Annotated in this window: 14 protein-coding genes and 1 pseudogene; 12 read left to right on the top strand and 3 right to left on the bottom strand. The window is 43.3% G+C overall.

Going from position 1 to position 14,651, the window contains the following annotated elements; genetic code table 11:
• Nucleotides 1–6 precede the first annotated feature (6 nt).
• Nucleotides 7–891 (top strand): heme o synthase, encoded by an 885-nt coding sequence (gene cyoE / locus BM329_RS02285; RefSeq protein ID WP_092548289.1) that lies wholly within the window; start codon nucleotides 7–9, stop codon nucleotides 889–891.
• Between the two features lie 142 nt (nucleotides 892–1,033).
• Complete coding sequence (locus BM329_RS02280; RefSeq protein WP_092548286.1) at nucleotides 1,034–2,401, top strand: MFS transporter; 1,368 nt, start codon at nucleotides 1,034–1,036, stop codon at nucleotides 2,399–2,401.
• Nucleotides 2,402–2,498: 97 nt separating this feature from the next.
• On the opposite strand, the gene BM329_RS02275 is transcribed toward BM329_RS02280, so the two are convergent.
• A complete protein-coding gene (locus BM329_RS02275; protein WP_092548283.1) occupies nucleotides 2,499–2,990 on the bottom strand; it encodes a YajQ family cyclic di-GMP-binding protein in 492 nt (163 codons plus the stop codon).
• Between the two features lie 173 nt (nucleotides 2,991–3,163).
• Here BM329_RS02275 and panE point away from each other — a divergent pair, with 173 nt between their 5' ends.
• Together panE and BM329_RS02265 are read left to right on the top strand one after the other, a co-directional pair.
• Nucleotides 3,164–4,075, top strand: coding sequence for a 2-dehydropantoate 2-reductase (gene panE, locus BM329_RS02270; RefSeq protein WP_092548280.1), 912 nt, complete (start codon nucleotides 3,164–3,166; stop codon nucleotides 4,073–4,075).
• A gap of 10 nt (nucleotides 4,076–4,085) precedes the next feature.
• Nucleotides 4,086–4,229, top strand: a pseudogene (locus BM329_RS02265) (DJ-1 family protein); the annotation flags it as partial.
• A gap of 54 nt (nucleotides 4,230–4,283) precedes the next feature.
• Here BM329_RS02265 and thiI read toward each other — a convergent pair.
• Nucleotides 4,284–5,732 (bottom strand): tRNA uracil 4-sulfurtransferase ThiI, encoded by a 1,449-nt coding sequence (thiI, locus tag BM329_RS02260; RefSeq protein WP_092548277.1) that lies wholly within the window; start codon nucleotides 5,730–5,732, stop codon nucleotides 4,284–4,286.
• A 243-nt stretch (nucleotides 5,733–5,975) separates the two neighbouring features.
• On the opposite strand from thiI, the gene xseB reads away from it, so the two are divergent.
• From xseB to sra, 4 genes are all read left to right on the top strand, one after another.
• Nucleotides 5,976–6,233, top strand: a complete 258-nt coding sequence (gene xseB, locus BM329_RS02255) for an exodeoxyribonuclease VII small subunit (protein WP_092548274.1) — start codon at nucleotides 5,976–5,978, stop codon at nucleotides 6,231–6,233.
• Between the two features lie 4 nt (nucleotides 6,234–6,237).
• Nucleotides 6,238–7,155, top strand: a complete 918-nt coding sequence (gene ispA / locus BM329_RS02250; RefSeq protein ID WP_092548271.1) for a (2E,6E)-farnesyl diphosphate synthase — start codon at nucleotides 6,238–6,240, stop codon at nucleotides 7,153–7,155.
• Between the two features lie 241 nt (nucleotides 7,156–7,396).
• The gene (dxs, locus tag BM329_RS02245; RefSeq protein WP_092548268.1) at nucleotides 7,397–9,262 is read left to right on the top strand and encodes a 1-deoxy-D-xylulose-5-phosphate synthase; all 1,866 of its coding nucleotides are present in this window, start codon (nucleotides 7,397–7,399) and stop codon (nucleotides 9,260–9,262) included.
• Nucleotides 9,263–9,514: 252 nt separating this feature from the next.
• Complete coding sequence (gene sra / locus BM329_RS02240) at nucleotides 9,515–9,751, top strand: stationary-phase-induced ribosome-associated protein (protein ID WP_092548265.1); 237 nt, start codon at nucleotides 9,515–9,517, stop codon at nucleotides 9,749–9,751.
• Nucleotides 9,752–9,887: 136 nt separating this feature from the next.
• On the opposite strand, the gene cysS is transcribed toward sra, so the two are convergent.
• Nucleotides 9,888–11,270, bottom strand: a complete 1,383-nt coding sequence (gene cysS, locus BM329_RS02235; protein ID WP_092548262.1) for a cysteine--tRNA ligase — start codon at nucleotides 11,268–11,270, stop codon at nucleotides 9,888–9,890.
• A 329-nt stretch (nucleotides 11,271–11,599) separates the two neighbouring features.
• On the opposite strand from cysS, the gene ppiB reads away from it, so the two are divergent.
• The 4 genes from ppiB (at nucleotide 11,600) to purK (ending at nucleotide 14,617) form a co-directional block, all read left to right on the top strand.
• The gene (ppiB, locus tag BM329_RS02230; protein WP_092548259.1) at nucleotides 11,600–12,094 is read left to right on the top strand and encodes a peptidylprolyl isomerase B; all 495 of its coding nucleotides are present in this window, start codon (nucleotides 11,600–11,602) and stop codon (nucleotides 12,092–12,094) included.
• 18 nt (nucleotides 12,095–12,112) lie between these two features.
• Complete coding sequence (lpxH, locus tag BM329_RS02225; protein WP_092548256.1) at nucleotides 12,113–12,835, top strand: UDP-2,3-diacylglucosamine diphosphatase; 723 nt, start codon at nucleotides 12,113–12,115, stop codon at nucleotides 12,833–12,835.
• 166 nt (nucleotides 12,836–13,001) lie between these two features.
• Nucleotides 13,002–13,553 (top strand): 5-(carboxyamino)imidazole ribonucleotide mutase, encoded by a 552-nt coding sequence (gene purE, locus BM329_RS02220; RefSeq protein WP_281245120.1) that lies wholly within the window; start codon nucleotides 13,002–13,004, stop codon nucleotides 13,551–13,553.
• Nucleotides 13,550–14,617, top strand: coding sequence for a 5-(carboxyamino)imidazole ribonucleotide synthase (purK, locus tag BM329_RS02215; RefSeq protein WP_092548253.1), 1,068 nt, complete (start codon nucleotides 13,550–13,552; stop codon nucleotides 14,615–14,617). Before purE ends, purK begins: the two co-directional genes overlap by 4 nt.
• Nucleotides 14,618–14,651 lie beyond the last annotated feature (34 nt).

Here is a 14,651-nt window from a genome sequence, read left to right as displayed (position 1 = left end):
ATTTGAATGATTAAGCAATACCTGCAAGTGACCAAACCAGGAATTATTTTCGGGAATCTAATTTCTGTGATTGGTGGTTTTCTACTCGCGTCCAAGGGCGTCATAGATTACCCCTTATTCTTTGCAACAATGGTCGGGGTATCGCTGGTAGTTGCATCAGGTTGTGTATTCAACAACTATATCGACCGCGATATCGATCGTATCATGGAAAGAACGAAAGAAAGGGTCCTTGTGAAAGGGCTTATCGATCCGAAAATCAGCCTGATTTACGCCTCAGTGTTAGGTATTGCTGGCATGGTGCTGCTCTATGTAGCAGCCAATGCATTAGCAATGTGGTTAGCTTTTATCGGATTTGTCATTTATGTCGGGGTTTACAGCCTCTACATGAAACGGAAATCTGTTTATGGCACGCTGGTTGGTAGCTTGTCAGGCGCAGCACCACCAGTGATCGGTTACTGTGCAGTCGCGGGTCATTTTGATACAGGCGCGCTGATCCTGTTGTTGATCTTCAGCTTGTGGCAGATGCCCCATTCTTATGCGATTGCTATTTTCAGGTTCAAAGATTATCAAGCGGCTAACATTCCAGTATTACCTGTGATTAAAGGTATTTCCGTCGCGAAAAACCACATCACACTGTATATTCTGGCCTTTACCATTGCTACATTGATGCTGACCATTAGTGGCTATGCAGGTTATAAATACCTCATCGTTGCTACTGCGGTCAGCATCTGGTGGCTGGGTATGGCATTATCTGGTTATAAAACCTCTAATGACCGTCTTTGGGCCCGTAGGTTATTTATGTTTTCTATTATTGCTATCATGTCATTGAGTGTCATGATGTCTGTAGACTCATCAGCATCTCCAGAAAACCTACTGACTTACGTCTGGTAATATCAAAGATGGCAGGCTGAAGCCTGCCATCTTTTCTTTTCCTTTCCTTTATCTCTATTCAATGACAACTGACAGTTACATGTATATTTTTTTGTTTGTTGCCATCTAAGTTAAATGTCATATCAGATTTTTTGAGGTATCCATGAACGATAATAAAATGACTCCGCTTGAACTTCGAGCAACATGGGGCTTAGGTTCTGTTTTCTCTCTGCGCATGTTAGGCATGTTCATGGTCTTACCTGTTTTAACGACCTATGGCTTAGAATTACATGGTGCAACTGAAGCACTGATAGGTATTGCCATTGGTATCTACGGCCTGACACAGGCAATTTTTCAAATTCCATTTGGACTTCTTTCAGACAAAATTGGCCGTAAGCCTTTAATCATCGGTGGGCTGTTCATTTTTGTATCAGGCAGCATTATTGCCGCATTAAGTGACTCTATCTGGGGTATTATCATCGGACGCGCCCTACAGGGCACAGGGGCAATATCTGCTGCAATCATGGCATTACTTTCTGACCTAACCCGAGAACAAAACCGAACAAAAGCTATGGCATTTATCGGCATTAGCTTTGGCATAACATTCGCCTTTGCTATCGTTGTCGGCCCGATTATCACTCATCAAATCGGCTTAAATGGGCTGTTTAGTGCAATTGCCGTGCTTGCTGGCTGTGGAATATTTATCACACTATTTGCCGTTCCAAATACACATGAGCACTCACTAAATCGCGAATCAGGGATTGTCCGAGGTAGTTTTAAACGAGTACTCTCTGATCCTCAACTGTTAAAACTTAATTTTGGTATCCTTAGCTTACATACCTTATTGATGTCCAGCTTTATTGCTCTGCCCCTCATCATGGAAAAAGCAGGTTTTCCAGCAGAACAACACTGGAAAGTGTATTTAATCACCACGCTTATCTCCTTCGTTGCTGTTTTGCCTTTCATTATCTATGCAGAAGTAAAACGCCGAATGAAGCAGGTATTTGTACTTTGCATTGGTATATTGTTCATTGCTGAAGTTGTTTTATGGTCGCAGCGATCACATCTTTGGGGGATTTTTGTGGGCATTCAAATTTTCTTCCTTGCGTTTAATATTATGGAAGCCATATTACCTTCACTTATCAGCAAAGAAGCACCTGCCGGCTATAAAGGTACAGCAATGGGGGTTTATTCCACTAGCCAATTCCTTGGTGTTGCTTTGGGCGGCGCTCTTGGTGGAATGTTGTATGAACTGCAAGGAGCTTCACTGGTATTTATGGGAGGCATTGCACTGACCGCATTTTGGTTCATTATCAGTCTCACATTGCGACAGCCTCCGTATGTCAGCAGCATCAGACTTATTTTACCCAATAAACTCAGCAACCCTGATATCTTAGAACAAAATATATTGGCACAGTCCGGTGTAAAAGATATTGTTATCGTTCCAGAAGAGCTTAGTGCTTATATCAAAGTCGATACAAAACTGACTAATCGAGAGCAATTAGAACAGCTTGTTTTGTCCCATAAATAATTAGCTGTGTTTGTAACGAAGCAAAATTTTCACTAAAAAGGTACGGTGTAGAATAATCAGTATTAAACACCGTACTTTTTCAGCACTCGTGCGGTGCTTAGTCGCGGAAGTTAGTGAATTGGAAAGGTTGGCCTAATTCAGCACCACGAACCAATGCGATAACACCTTGCAGATCATCGCGAGCTTTGCCTGTTACCCGAACTTGCTCGCCCTGAATCTGAGCCTGCACTTTCAGCTTACTGTCTTTAATCAGCTTCACAATCTTCTTCGCCAGCGGTGTATCAATGCCTTGCAGCAAGGAGGCTTCTACACTGTATGTTTTGCCGCTGTGAACCCTATTTTCAGGAATGTTGAGCACAGAACCATCAATTCCGCGCTTAGAAAATTTTTCACGCAGAATATCAATTAATTGATTCACCTGAAAATCAGATTCACTTGCAATTTTGACTGATTCGCTTTTTTCGTTTAATTCAAAACTCGCATTGACATTGCGGAAATCCCAACGATTGGTTAATTCCCTTTGTGCGTTCTCTACCGCGTTGCGCACTTCCTGCATATCAACTTCTGAAACAATATCAAATGATGGCATTGTTCGTCACCTCCTGCTAATCAACAAATCGGCATGATAACCGCTTTCCATTATCGGCAAAAGCTCTATACTCGGGAGGCTTGGCGATCTTCTGGAATTTATTTTGTTTTGGGGTCATTTAGCATGAAATTACGATTCGAGGCTTCCATAAAAGTGCTCCTCGAGGAAGAAATATGAAAATAACTGTTCTTGGCTGTGGTGCTATGGGCAAACTGTGGCTTGCCGCTTTATCTAAGCAAAAACACGACGTACAAGCATGGCTAAGAGTTCCACAACCATTTATTTCCATTCAGATCGAAAACGCCAACGGGGAAATTTTTCATGAGAAATTTCCGGCCAATAACGAACGACATCTTGCTGAAAGTGAGTTACTCTTGGTTTGTTTAAAATCATGGCGAGTTTCTGACGCGATTAATAACCTTGCCAGTAAGCTTTCTCCTCATTGCCCAATCTTGTTATTACATAATGGAATGGGTTCACAAGAAGAACTTTTGCCTTTACCCAATCCCATTTTACTTGGCGTGACCACTCATGGAGCCTATCAGAAAAATGGCATTGTTTATCACAAATCACAAGGTATCACTCACATTGGTTCAATGACTAATAGTTCGAGTAAACTCAGTGAGTTGGCTAATATCATGCATCATGCCCTACCCGATGTGGCCTGGCATAATGAAATATACACCATCTGTTGGATGAAACTTGCCGTCAACTGTGTCATTAATCCACTCACAGTCATGTATGATTGCAAAAATGGTGAATTACAGTATCACCTGGCACAAATTCAGTTATTGTGTGATGAAATCCAACAAGTCATGGAACACGATGATATCCATACGACTAAACAGACACTCATCGATCACGTCATGAATGTGATTGAACAAACATCAGAAAACTACTCATCCATGCTGCAAGATATACGATCACAGCGGCACACAGAGGTAGACTACATTACCGGTTTTTTACTGCGTCGGGCACGTATGCACGGCCTTCAAATTGCAGAAAATACAGCGATTTATCATTACATTAAGCGTAAAGAGGAAGAATATGAGCGTATCAGCACTCATTTGTCTGGCACACGGTAGTGAAGAAACTTTGCTGACCAGCCAAGGGCCTGCAACTGCTTTTGACTTTGCCTTAAAACTGATTAACTTTTTGAAAGGAAATGATAAATCTGCGGAAGTTGCAGCTCAACTCATTTTGCCGCCTGGTGTTAATAATTACCAAAACCTTCAGTAATTATACCGGGTTGCTTATATACCCAATAAGCAACCCGATATCGTTAACGACAAATTAAGGCCGATATACCTTCACATTTTCAAAACCTTGTTCACGCAGGTATAGTGCCTGTAAACGGCTCATCATGCCTCGCTCGCAATAAAGTAAATACGTTTTTTCTTTTGGCAGATCACCAAATTGAGTGCTCAGTTTATAGAAAGGCAATGATTGGACTTCAACCCCTCCCATACTTAACGGGCGTTCATCCTGTTCATCAGGAGAACGAATATCCAGTAGCACATCATCAGTAGAAAATTCCGTTACCATTTCTACTTCAACAACCTGCTCGCTGCTCTGTTCCGCTATCTGACGAATATCCAGATTCTGAGCTTCACTTATCACTCGCTCTAAGATTTCTAAATCAAAATTATCTTCTTCCGCTTCAATTTTGGCCTTAACGGCTTTCACTGTCGGACTTTTTGAGATAACACCACAAAACTCCGGCATGGTACGAGCGAAATCTTCCGTGCCAATCTCACGAGCTAATTTAATAATGTGCTCTTTATCATGAGAAATCAGAGGACGAAGAATCAACGTATCTGAGGCATTATCAATCAGTCTTAAATTCGTCAAAGTCTGGCTGGAAACCTGCCCTAATGCCTCACCAGTGACAATTGCCTGCACACCGTAGCGCTCTGCAATTTTAGATGCCGCTCTGACCATCATTCTTTTCAGCACGACCCCCATTTGGCCGTCATCCACTTTTTCCAGAATTTCGGCCACAACCGGCTCAAAATTGACGGCAACAAAGCGGACTTTATGTGAACGACCAAAGCGGTTCCACAAATAATGGGCAACCTGTTTCACACCAATCTCATGGGCTGAGCCACCAAGATTGAAGAAACAATAGTGCACCCGGCAACCACGGCGCATCAGCATATAGCTGGAAACGCCGGAGTCAAAGCCACCAGAGATCAGAGACAGTACATCTTCCTGTGTACCAATTGGGAAACCGCCGATCCCTTCATGGCGAGTTTTAACCAGAATCAATGTGTCCTGATCAATCTCCAGATTCACAGTCACATCAGGGTGAGTCAGTTTCACCTTAGCCGATTCAATATGTTGATTCAGCCCGCCGCCGACATAGCGCTCGACTTCATTAGAGGTAAAACTGTGTTTGCCACGACGCTTTGCGCGGACACAAAACGTTTTACCGTGCAATAAATGGCCATATGTTTCGTAAGTTTGTTCAAAGATATGATGCAAGTCACGAAAATTTCGTTCTTCCACTTGCAGGATATGGTGAATACCTGGAATACGTGTCAGTGCGTCACAAATTTCTGCACCGAGGTTATCATTTTTAACCCGAACTTCGATATTATCCCAATGGCGAACAACAGCAATGCCTTCTCCAAATATTTTCAGCACATTACGGATATTGCTGGCAAGAATTTTAATAAAGCGTAACCGGACAGTTTGGCTTTTGATCGTAATTTCTGGGAATAATTTAATGATAAACTTCATAGTAAGATATAGTAGTCATTCAATGTTGAACTATCACAAACAATATCAATGATTGTTCTTAAGTGTTCAGTTAGATTGGGCGCAGAGTATAGCATTATCTCACTACATAGCCTTAAGAAATATAGCCTGTAAAAAAACAGCGGTAACGCATGATTTATTTTTCTTGGTGTAGTAGGGTACTCTGCAATTTTGTAACGAACTTGCTTTGCTGTAATTCGTTAAATAACCATATGTTAAGTCATTATGTCTAAAGCAAATCAAACATCAGAAACCGAACAGATTCCAACATTTGAAACCGCTCTGAAAGAGCTGGAAAAAATTGTTATTCGGCTGGAATCCGGGAAACTCCCATTAGAAAATGCGTTAAATGAATTTGAACGCGGTATTCAACTTGCAAGACAAGGGCAGAAAACTCTCCAGCAGGCTGAGCAACGGGTGCAAATTTTATTGAATCATGATGCACAATCGCCACTTGATGAATTTTCTTCCGATACTGAGTAAATTTATGTCCGTACAATATCAGATCCCTTTTGAGGAACAATTAAAAGATTGCCAGCAACACGTCAATGACAAGTTGCTGGCAATCTTTTCTTCATTACCTTTTTTGAACAGCCCATTAGACACCGCTATGCAATATGGTGCTGTATTGGGTGGAAAACGGCTGCGTCCATTCTTGGTTTACAGCGTGGGCGAGATGTTCGGATACGGCAAAAAGAGTCTTGATGCCGCTGCCCTCGCGATAGAATGTATCCATGCTTATTCTCTTATCCACGATGATTTACCCGCTATGGATAACGATGACTTACGTCGGGGTCAGCCTGCCTGTCATATCAAATTTGGTGAAAGTCAGGCTATTTTGGCGGGCGATGCATTACAGTCATTGGCCTTTGAAATTTTGTCCAGGCAAGAGATGCCGGATGTTGCTTTATCTGATCGTCTGGAAATGGTCGCAGAACTGGCAAGCTCCAGCGGTTTTGCCGGCATGTGCGGGGGGCAATCACTGGATCTGGAAGCTGAAGGTAAACAAATCGATTTAGCCTTACTGGAACAAATTCACAAACATAAAACGGGCGCATTAATACGCGCTGCTGTCCGGCTGGGAGCTTATAGCGCAGGGCACCGTGGTCGTGAAGTACTGCCTTTGCTGGATCAATATGCCCAAGCTATTGGCCTGGCATTTCAGATACACGATGATATTTTGGATGTTGTTGGTAATACAGAGGTGATTGGCAAGCGTCAGGGTAATGACCAGCAACTCGGTAAAAGTACCTATCCTGCCTTATTGGGCCTGGAACAAGCCCAGCAAAAAGCCCGAGATCTGTATGAAGAAGCCATAGCCGCACTTGCTGAGCTGGAAAAACAGTCATATAACACCACAAACTTAAAGAAACTGGCTAACTTTATCATTGAAAGAAATAACTAAGACATGGGCCATATTAATCACTCATTTAATATGACCACAAATTATACATAAACATAATAATCATAAAAACGCCTTACGGGGTGAACCCAGCAATTACACATGGATAACATACCCAATGGATTTCAAGAAAGCGGTAATTTGAAGATGACGGGTGTAACAGGGTTCTTAATCTTAAACTTCTAACGGGTATACCCAATATATTCCAAGTTGAAGGGTATATAGCATTTTATACAGGCATAGCATGAGCATTGATATAGCGAAATATCCAACATTGGTTTTGGCTGAAACTCCAGAAGAGCTTCGCCTGCTACCCAAAGACACTTTGCCAAAGTTATGCGATGAACTGCGTCAATTTTTGCTAAATAGTGTCAGTCGTTCCAGCGGCCACTTTGCTTCCGGCCTTGGCTCTATAGAATTAACCGTCGCACTCCACTATGTTTATAAAACACCCTTTGACAATTTAGTTTGGGATGTTGGTCATCAAGCCTATCCACATAAAATTTTGACAGGGCGTCGTGATCGCATTGATACCATTCGCCAAAAAAATGGGCTGCATCCTTTTCCGTGGCGTGAGGAAAGTGAATATGACACTTTATGTGTCGGTCATTCATCCACCTCAATCAGCGCAGGCCTGGGTATGGCAATCGCGGCAAAACACGAAGACAAAGGACGCAAAACAGTTTGTGTTATTGGGGATGGTGCCATCACAGCCGGCATGGCGTTTGAAGCCATGAACCATGCGGGAGATATCGATCCTGATATGCTGGTTATTCTCAATGACAATGAAATGTCCATTTCTGAAAACGTAGGGGCATTGAACAACCATCTGGCACAACTACTGTCAGGAAAACTGTATACAACCCTGCGTGAAAGTGGAAAAAAAGTCTTTTCCAATCTGCCTCCTCTCAAAGAATTGCTGAAAAAAACCGAAGAACATCTCAAAGGCATGGTTGTACCGGGAACTCTGTTTGAAGAACTTGGCTTTAACTATATCGGGCCTGTTGATGGTCATGACGTACTCGCCCTGACCCAGACCCTGAAAAATATGCGAGATCTGAAAGGGCCGCAATTCCTGCATATCATGACCAAAAAAGGCCGTGGTTATGCGCCTGCGGAAAAAGATCCGATTAGTTGGCACGCAGTACCAAAATTCGATCCTGCTACTGGCTCCCTGCCTAAAAGCGCAGATACTCGCCCGACATTTTCCAAGATCTTCGGTGACTGGCTGTGTGAGGAAGCAGATCAGGATAAAAAACTGATGGCAATCACGCCAGCCATGCGAGAAGGTTCCGGCATGGTGCGTTTCTCCCGCGAATATCCTGAACAATATTTTGATGTCGCAATTGCTGAACAACATGCTGTTACCTTTGCTGCGGGTTTGGCGATCGGTGGCTACAAACCGATTGTCGCCATCTATTCCACCTTCCTGCAACGTGCTTATGATCAGGTTATCCACGATATCGCCATCCAAAACCTGCCTGTATTGTTTGCCATTGATCGTGGCGGCATTGTTGGTGCAGATGGGCAGACCCACCAAGGCGCATTTGATCTCTCATTCCTGCGTTGTATCCCGAATATGGTGGTCATGGCTCCCAGCGATGAAAATGAATGTCGCCAGATGCTGCATACAGGGCATCACTATCAAGAAGGCCCAACTGCCGTTCGTTATCCTCGCGGCACAGGAACAGGCGCTGAATTCCAGCCGTTAGAGGCATTACCGATTGGCAAAGGCATAATCCGCCGTCAGGGAGAGCGCATTGCTATCCTGAACTTTGGTACATTGTTACCCCATGCACTGCAAGCAGCCGAAAATCTGAATGCAACTGTTGTCGATATGCGTTTTGTTAAACCGCTGGATAGAGAACTGACGCTTGAGATGGCAGCCAGTCACAATTTACTGGTGACCCTGGAAGAAAATGCCATCATGGGCGGCGCGGGTAGTGGTGTTAACGAGCTTCTGATGCAGGAAAAACAGTCAGTTCCGGTATTAAATCTTGGTTTACCAGATTATTTTATCCCACAAGGAACACAACAAGAGCTGCACGCTGATTTAGGATTGGATGCAGCGGGCATTCAAAATAACATCAAGAAGTATTTGGCTAAATAATCTCTCATATCGGATGAATGTTTCTATTAAATATTCATCCGTCTTTTTTTCCCATTTCAACACTTATTCCTGCCAGATTTTTCTATTCCAAATCACATGATATCGATGTCTTAGAAAATCAATTTATCTGGTTTCATCCTCAGGATATGTGACACTGACGATATATTAATAAATAAGCATAGCTGAAATGTTTTGGTTTTCTAATAAATTGCTATACTCAGAAAATTACGTACAACTGAAACGGAGTTAATTATGTTAAGTAATAGAGCTGCAAGAAGGTTGTTGGGTTTGTCTTATAAAGTCAGTAACTCTAAACGCAGAGTAAAAATTTCTCTTCTTAATCCTGCTTCCAGTGATAGCACACATCAACTCCCTGAACATTTAATCAATTCTTCTTTTGTTGCCATGAAACGAGATAAAACGTCAGGGAAAACTACTTATCACACTGGAAATGCTTTTTATCCTGCGTATCTGAATGCTCATCGATAAATCTGCCTATTTTTATTCCGTCCACGTATTACAACTAAAAATATCACTGTAAAAACGTAAACGCGATAAAAGCTGAACCGCCCATATAAAGGGCGGTTCAAGAGATATTTCAAATTTCAGCTAAGTAAACAATCAGTCATTTACGCCGCCATGTTGTTCCCTGTGGGCCGTCTTCCAGTTCTATTCCCATCTCATTTAACTGGTCACGCGCCACATCTGCCAATGCCCACTCTTTATTTTTACGAGCATCATTACGCTGTTTGATCAGTGCTTCAATTTGAGAAACATCATCGTCCGCTTGTGCCCCGCCCTGCAAGAAGTGTTCTGGCTCTTGTTCCAAAAGGCCGAGAACTCCCGACAGCTTACGCAATTCAGCCGCCAGACCATTCGCCGCAGCCATGCTTTCTGTCTTCAAGCGGTTGATTTCGCGAGCCATATCAAACAGGACTGAATATGCTTCCGGCGTGTTGAAATCATCATTCATTGCTTCAATGAAACGCGTTTCAAACGTTTCTCCACCAGCAGGCTGAACCGTTTTATCTGTACCACGCAGGGAGGTATAGAGACGCTCAAGGGCAGTACGTGCCTGTTTCAGGTTCTCTTCCGTGTAATTCAACTGGCTGCGATAGTGGCCGGATAGTAAGAAGTAACGCACCGTTTCAGCATCGTAATATTTCAGCACGTCACGAATAGTAAAAAAGTTATTCAGTGATTTGGACATTTTCTCTCTATCCACCATGACCATGCCAGAGTGCATCCAGTAATTGACGTAAGGGCCGTCATGAGCACAAGTAGACTGCGCAATTTCATTTTCATGATGCGGAAACATCAAATCAGAACCACCACCGTGGATATCAAAATGGTGACCAAGCGCCTTACCATTCATGGCAGAACATTCAATATGCCAACCCGGGCGGCCTGCACCCCACGGAGATTCCCAGCTAGGTTCACCCGGCCTGGACATTTTCCACAATACGAAATCCATTGGGTTACGTTTTACATCTGCGACTTCAACACGTGCCCCAGCTTGTAATTGTTCTAAATCCTGACGGGAAAGCAGGCCGTAAACAGGATTGGTATCAATGGAAAACATCACATCGCCATTAGTGGCAATATAAGCATGTCTGCGCTTAACCAGCTCTTCGGTAATCTCAATAATTTCGGGTATATGATGTGTCGCACGAGGTTCTGCATCTGGACGCAAGATATTCAGCGCATCAAAGTCACTGTGCATTTCTGCCAACATGCGTGTGGTCAAATCGTCGCAGCTTTCATTGTTTTCAATTGCACGATTGATAATTTTGTCATCTACGTCAGTAACGTTACGAACATAGGTCAGATCATACCCCAAGTAACGCAGATAACGGGTAATCACGTCAAATGCAACAAACGTTCTACCGTGACCAATATGACACAAGTCATAAATAGTGACACCACACACGTACATGCCCACTTTTCCTTCATGGATCGGCTTAAATTCTTCTTTTTGGCGGCTGAGAGTATTGAAAATTTTTAGCATCAGTGGGTTTTCCGTAAAAATTGATGTACGTGTAATAAAATCAAATGAATTTGCTGATTATAGGCTTCTTTATCAGCGGCATAAATATACCCGTCGTCTTAGAGTTGCGGCTTTGTTGACCGCAATTTGGATCTCATGGGAGATAAACTAAGATATTAAAATCAGATAAGGTATTTCACCTTGATATGCAATGCATTGCAAGCACCGTAAGCCAGCCCTTACCTGATACTGTTTCGAATACTGACTCACTATCTCAGATATGATATAACAACGTCTCTCCGAACCCCTAAAATACAGGGTCAACCAAAACTATTATCAGGATTTCTATTATGGTGATTTTCCACACCAATTTTGGCGATATTGCAATCAAAACATTCGAAGAACAAGCACCTGTAACTGTTGAAAACTTCTTGAGTTATTGTTCCGACGGTTTTTATGACAACACAATTTTCCACCGTATTATCAATGGATTCATGATTCAAGGCGGCGGCTTTGAGCCGGGCATGAAACAGAAAACAACTAACGCTCCTATCAAGAACGAAGCTAATAATGGTCTGAAAAACAGCTGCGGTACTCTCGCAATGGCTCGTACTAATGATCCACACTCTGCAACTGCCCAATTCTTCATCAACGTCGTAGATAACGATTTTCTGAACTTCCGTTCAGAGCGTCCAGACGGCTGGGGTTACTGCGTATTTGCTGAAGTCGTTGAAGGCATGGATGTGGTTGATAAAATCAAAGCTGTTTCTACTGGTCGCAGCGGTATGCACCAAGATGTCCCACATGAAGATGTGATCATTGAACGTGTGACTGTCAGTGAATAACTGAGAGTTAATCGTTAGATGAGTACACTGTTTATTGCAGATTTGCATCTCAGTGAGCAAGAGCCGGCAATTACTGCCGGTTTTCTGCGTTTTTTACGTGAAGATGCGATTCAGGCTGAAAGTCTTTATATTCTCGGTGATTTTTTCGATTACTGGATTGGTGATGATGATCCCAACCCACTGCACACCAAAATCGCGCAAGCACTCCATGAACTGAAGCTAAAAGGTATCTCCTGTTATTTCATTCATGGTAATCGAGACTTCCTGCTTGGCACCCGCTTTGCCAGAGAAAGTGGTTTGATCTTGCTGCCACAGGAAAAAGTGCTCGAATTGTATGGTAAACGGATTCTGATCCTGCATGGCGATACACTATGCACAGATGATATCGGTTATCAGCAGTATCGTAGACGGGTACATACTCCGTGGATTCAACGGTTGTTTTTGCTTCTGCCTTTATTTATCCGATTGAAAATCGCTGCCAAAATGCGTGCGGGTAGCCAATCCGCCAATACCCGGAAATCCGAAGCCATTATGGGTGTCAATCAACAAGCGGTTATCGAATACTTCAAACAGTATCAAACAGATTGGATGATTCACGGGCATACCCATCGCGCGGCAATCCATGATATTAAAATGGGTGACAAAACCGTACATCGCGGTGTATTAGGCGCATGGCATGACCAAGGTTCAATGTTCAAGGTGACAGAAACTTCCATTGAATTGATATATTTTCCTTTTTAATCCCTCTTAATTTTTTGGAAAAATCGATAAATTAAACAACGCAAACGTTTTCCTTATGAAGTCAGCGTGATATGATCCCCCCTTCTTAACCATCATCTTTTTTGTTCTGGTAGATACCCAATACAGGAGCATCTGATTTATGACGACCGGCTCTGATCCCGCAAAAATGACTTCTACGGCAGTGATCTCTTTTACAACAATACCAACCCAGCCACACGCCAAAACACACGCCAAAATCGCCATTGTCATGGGTTCAAAAAGTGACTGGGCGACAATGCAACACGCAGCCGATATTTTGACCGCCCTGACGATCCCTTTTCATGTTGAAATTGTTTCAGCACACCGGACACCTGATAAACTTTTTCATTTTGCCGAGCAAGCTAAAGAAAACGGTTTTGAGGTGATTATCGCAGGTGCAGGTGGCGCAGCACACTTACCGGGCATGCTGGCTGCCAAAACCTTAGTGCCTGTGTTTGGTGTTCCAGTGCAAAGTGCCGCACTGAGTGGGGTTGATAGCCTATATTCGATTGTGCAAATGCCAAAGGGCATTCCGGTTGGTACGCTGGCTATCGGCAAGGCTGGAGCGGCAAATGCAGCACTGCTTGCCGCACAAGTGTTGGCTTTACATGATGATATGGTGTTTAAACGGTTGTCAGATTGGCGTCAGGCACAAACACAGGATGTTTTGGATAATCCCGATCCACGGGAGGATGCATGAAACCTGTTTGTGTATTGGGAAGTGGTCAATTAGGCCGTATGTTACGTCAGGCAGGTGAACCATTGGGGATTACTGTGTATCCCGTTGGCTTGGATGCAGAGCCGGAAGCCGTACCTTACCAGAGCAGTGTCATCACCGCAGAAATTGAACGTTGGCCGGAAACGCCGCTAACTCGTGAATTAGCACACCACAAGGCTTTTATCAATCGCGATATTTTTCCACAGCTGGCAGATCGCCTGCCACAAAAACAGATTATGGATACTCTGGGCCTGGCGACAGCGCCGTGGAAACTTCTTTCCGACCCAAGTCAATGGCCACAACTGTTTGCTGAATTAGGTGACTTTATCATCATTAAGCGTCGGACGGGCGGTTATGATGGGCGCGGTCAATGGCGCATTCGGCCGGGTTATGAATCAGAATTATCTCCTGAAATTTATGGTGAATGTATCGCAGAACAAGGGATTCCGTTTTCTGGGGAGGTGTCGCTGGTTGGAGCCCGTAATGCTCAAGGTAAATCTGTATTTTATACATTGACCCACAATCTGCATCAGGAAGGAATTCTGCGTACCAGTGTTGCCTTACCCAACACAGATCAAAAATTACAGCGGCGGGCAGAGAAAATGCTATCCGCTATCATGGATCATTTGAATTATGTCGGCGTTATGGCGATGGAGTGTTTTATTGTTGGCGATGACTTGTTGATCAACGAGCTGGCACCGCGGGTTCACAATAGTGGTCACTGGACACAAAACGGTGCTTCAATTAGTCAATTTGAACTTCATTTACGGGCTATTTTAGATCTGCCTATGCCTCAGCCAGAAATCTTTTTGCCATCCATTATGGTTAATTTGATCGGTACAGAGATAAATCCAGCATGGCTGAATTTGCCGCTGGTTCATTTACATTGGTATGAAAAGGAAGTTCGTCCTGTACGTAAGGTTGGGCATCTGAATCTGGTTCATTCCAACAGGGATGTATTGAAAACGACTTTGGAAAATTTGATCCCATTATTACCCGAAGAGTATCAAAGTGGGCTGAAATGGGCACAAAATAAATTAAGTTGAAGAAAACCGTAATAAAGCGGTAACGCATTGAAAT

It is taken from the genome of Xenorhabdus koppenhoeferi (assembly GCF_900116635.1).
GTDB classification, from domain to species: domain Bacteria; phylum Pseudomonadota; class Gammaproteobacteria; order Enterobacterales; family Enterobacteriaceae; genus Xenorhabdus; species Xenorhabdus koppenhoeferi.
This window is presented reverse-complemented; position numbering and strand designations above follow the sequence as displayed.

Bases quoted from the DNA above. Each gene is read 5' to 3' on its own strand.
- ppiB (WP_092548259.1), top strand. From the start codon at position 11,600: ATGGTGATTTTCCACACCAATTTTGGCGATATTGCAATCAAAACATTC.
- dxs (WP_092548268.1), top strand. From the start codon at position 7,397: ATGAGCATTGATATAGCGAAATATCCAACATTGGTTTTGGCTGAAACT.
- panE (WP_092548280.1), top strand. From the start codon at position 3,164: ATGAAAATAACTGTTCTTGGCTGTGGTGCTATGGGCAAACTGTGGCTT.
- thiI (WP_092548277.1), bottom strand. From the start codon at position 5,732: ATGAAGTTTATCATTAAATTATTCCCAGAAATTACGATCAAAAGCCAA.
- purK (WP_092548253.1), top strand. From the start codon at position 13,550: ATGAAACCTGTTTGTGTATTGGGAAGTGGTCAATTAGGCCGTATGTTA.
- sra (WP_092548265.1), top strand. From the start codon at position 9,515: ATGTTAAGTAATAGAGCTGCAAGAAGGTTGTTGGGTTTGTCTTATAAA.
- ispA (WP_092548271.1), top strand. From the start codon at position 6,238: ATGTCCGTACAATATCAGATCCCTTTTGAGGAACAATTAAAAGATTGC.
- xseB (WP_092548274.1), top strand. From the start codon at position 5,976: ATGTCTAAAGCAAATCAAACATCAGAAACCGAACAGATTCCAACATTT.
- BM329_RS02275 (WP_092548283.1), bottom strand. From the start codon at position 2,990: ATGCCATCATTTGATATTGTTTCAGAAGTTGATATGCAGGAAGTGCGC.
- purE (WP_281245120.1), top strand. From the start codon at position 13,002: ATGACTTCTACGGCAGTGATCTCTTTTACAACAATACCAACCCAGCCA.
- cyoE (WP_092548289.1), top strand. From the start codon at position 7: ATGATTAAGCAATACCTGCAAGTGACCAAACCAGGAATTATTTTCGGG.
- lpxH (WP_092548256.1), top strand. From the start codon at position 12,113: ATGAGTACACTGTTTATTGCAGATTTGCATCTCAGTGAGCAAGAGCCG.
- BM329_RS02280 (WP_092548286.1), top strand. From the start codon at position 1,034: ATGAACGATAATAAAATGACTCCGCTTGAACTTCGAGCAACATGGGGC.
- cysS (WP_092548262.1), bottom strand. From the start codon at position 11,270: ATGCTAAAAATTTTCAATACTCTCAGCCGCCAAAAAGAAGAATTTAAG.